The organism is Steroidobacter sp., assembly GCF_016790065.1.
Classification (GTDB): Bacteria; Pseudomonadota; Gammaproteobacteria; order Steroidobacterales; family Steroidobacteraceae; genus Steroidobacter.
Genome location: NZ_JAEUPY010000555.1, coordinates 1 through 2,841, shown reverse-complemented (window position 1 = coordinate 2,841; position 2,841 = coordinate 1). Strand labels below are relative to the sequence as shown.

General features: G+C 60.4%; 2 protein-coding genes. One reads left to right on the top strand and one right to left on the bottom strand.

Annotated elements, in window-relative coordinates:
* Positions 1 to 12: 12 nt before the first annotated feature.
* On the bottom strand, positions 13 to 1,797 hold the full coding sequence (locus tag JNL55_RS22815) for an ArnT family glycosyltransferase (RefSeq protein ID WP_293859430.1): 1,785 nt from the start codon (positions 1,795 to 1,797) through the stop codon (positions 13 to 15).
* A gap of 740 nt (positions 1,798 to 2,537) precedes the next feature.
* Between JNL55_RS22815 and JNL55_RS22810 the strand changes: the two genes are divergently transcribed.
* A partial coding sequence (locus tag JNL55_RS22810; protein ID WP_293859427.1) for a lipid-A-disaccharide synthase N-terminal domain-containing protein occupies positions 2,538 to 2,841 on the top strand: 304 nt, incomplete at its 3' end.

The following is a 2,841-nucleotide window of genomic DNA, read 5'->3' as shown; positions in this document are numbered from 1 at the left end:
GACACGGCGATATCAGTCGTTTGCTGCGGAAAGGAGTTCGCGGCGCACGGTTGGCGGCGAGTAGTGATACATGGAAACGGCCGTGCCGCGGGCCACGCAATCGGGATGGGCGGCGCCGCGAACAATGAACCATTCGATTCGATTCGCTTCGCCGAGGGGAACACTCTCGGCTATGGTGAAACACAGATTGCGCGCATACGCGCTGACCACCAGCTGTCGCCGCGGCGACTGACTCAACCATAACGCCGCGTCGGCCGCTTCCTGATCCGCTTCACGCCAGCGGGCATGACCAAAATGCACGATGGCCCGATGTACATTGAGCAGGTATTGTTCCTTGAAACTGATGAAACCCAACTCGAGCGATGGATCGGCCGTCCGCTCGACTCGCGAGATGAAGTCGGCTCCGGAACGCGCGTCGTTCATGACGGGGTTCACCCAATAGCTGACTACCAGCAGTATAGTCGTCAGCACGCCTGCATAAGCGATAAAGCCGCGACGCGCTCTTGCGATGATGCAGATCAACACCGTCATTAGGCCCATGAGCAGCAGCGGGTGGAACGCGTCGATGTCGCTGTCGGCGAGCACTTTGGCGCGTTGGTCGGGCTGCATCAGCAAGAACACAGCGCCTAGCAAGCACACAGCGGCGATCGTGCAAGAAAGCACAAAGGCCGTGAACTGTATCGCGCGCCGCTGCATCATCTCGATGAGATACGGGGCGCAGACGAGCGCCAAGGCCGGGACCGCTGGCAATACATATACGCCGCGCTTGCCGCTGCTCAGACTGAAGAACACTACGACCATGACGATCCAGCACAGCGGCAGGGCGATGCGCAGATCGCCTTCACGCCACGCCCTGCGCCACTGCGGTGTGAGCCAGGGCAGCAATAGCGTGAGCGGCATCCACAACGCTGGAATGACTTCGATCGCGAAGTACCAGACCGGTTTGCGGTGATGCCAAGCGTCGGTGTAGCGGCCAACAGTTTGGTGGAACAGAATCTCGTCGCGATAGGCGGCGAGCATCGGATCGGCGTGCGCTGCTAGCAGCATGGGCACCAGCCAGACACCGACGGCAGCGATGAATGCCAGCGGGCCGAGCAGCCATGGCAACCACGAGGTGCCGTGTGCGCGCGGCGACCATTTTCCCGCGCGCAGTACGGCGAATGGAATCAAAAGGAGGAGCGGCAGGAAACCGACGCCCTTCGTGATAACGCCGAAGCCGGCGGCGGCCCAGCCGACCACATACCATCGCCAGGCAGGGCCGATGAGCAGGTGTCGCAGCAGTCCGTACAAACTGAGCACACACCAGAAGCACAGCGTCGCATCGATCTGCGCCTGGCGCGCTTGCCAGACGAACTGGATGGTGAGCAGCAGCGCGAGGCCCGCCGCTAGCCCGGTCTCGCGAGTCCACAAGCGCCGGCCCAGATCGTAGATCAATAGCACGCAACCGATGCCGGCCAACAATGACGGCAACAGGAAGGCGATGCGCAGCGAGCCTGTCGCGAGTAGTGACAGTCCCATCAGCCAAAAGAACAATGGCGGCTTGTCGGCATAGACATCGCCGCCCACCCGAGGTAACAGCCACTCGCCAGTCGCGACCATGTCCCGCACGATCAAAGCGAAGCGTGGTTCATCGGCCGGCCAGGGATCACGTAAGCCGATGCCGGTTGCGATCAGCAGCAGGCCGAAGCCGATCAACCAGCCGTAGTCGAGCCGCACATCATGTAACGTGTCGCGGCCTGGGCGAAACAGCCAGTGCAAGGGCATGTCTTCGAATTGCACCGCTGTGGTCGAACCCATTCATCCGTATCCTCAATGATTGGCGGTTCCGGAACGCTATCGGCGTTAGACGAACGCAGTCGTGAGAATCAATCGGACGGCGGCATGTCAGGTCGGAGTGCGATGATCGACAGACGTTTGTGCGCGAGCAACACGACCGCCTCACGCCAATCAAGAAAGATGCCGGCCCGGTCTTGGGCACCGGGTTTCGCTCAAAAAGGGCCACGGCGAGCAAAGAAAATAGCAAACTCGGAAGGCACCGGTGACAATGTGGATAACACCAGCAAGGTGCAATTGCTGGTCGCGGCGTCTGACCTGTCGTCCAGACACCAGTGCCCGCCTGCCGACGTCCGACGGACTATGCGCCTCATAGCCACTACATGCTGTATTCCATAGACGGGCAGCTGTTGCGTGTGGTCAGTAGTCGCAATGCGTTGGGCCGGCGTGGACTGTTGAACTGCCCGTTGGCGCTTTAGGGCAACCGCATTCGCACCTGAGTTCGGGTCGCAGCCGACCGTCGTTGATCGATGAAATGCTTCCACGCTCCTCAGCGAGCGCAGAGCAGGATGGGGAGCAATGGGTGCGCTTACTTGATGGACAAGTCGGTGGCTACAAAGCGCAGTAGGCACAGCAAAGCACGCATCTGCAAGGGCGTTGACACAGATGTCTGCCAGTGATGCAAAGATGGCGCGCGGCAGGACGGCGATTGATTCTTTGCGCCGCATTCGTCTAACGCGGTTCTGTCCCACGAGAATCGCGGTATGGACAATCCAATTGCTAGCGTCTTCGGCATCATTGTCACGCCGTGGAAGCTCATCGGCTATCTAGGAACTCTGCTGTTCGCGGGACGCTGGGCCGTGCAAATGCTGGCGACCCGCCGCCAGGGCAAGCCTGCTTTCCCAGAGTTGTTTTGGACGATGAGCATTCTCGGTAGCGCTCTGCTGTTGTCCTACTTTATCTGGGGTAAGAATGACTCGGTGGGTGTGCTGTCCAATCTGTTCCCGATGGCGGTTGCGCTCTACAACTACACCATGCACCGACGTAGCCGACCGGATCGGAGCCCCG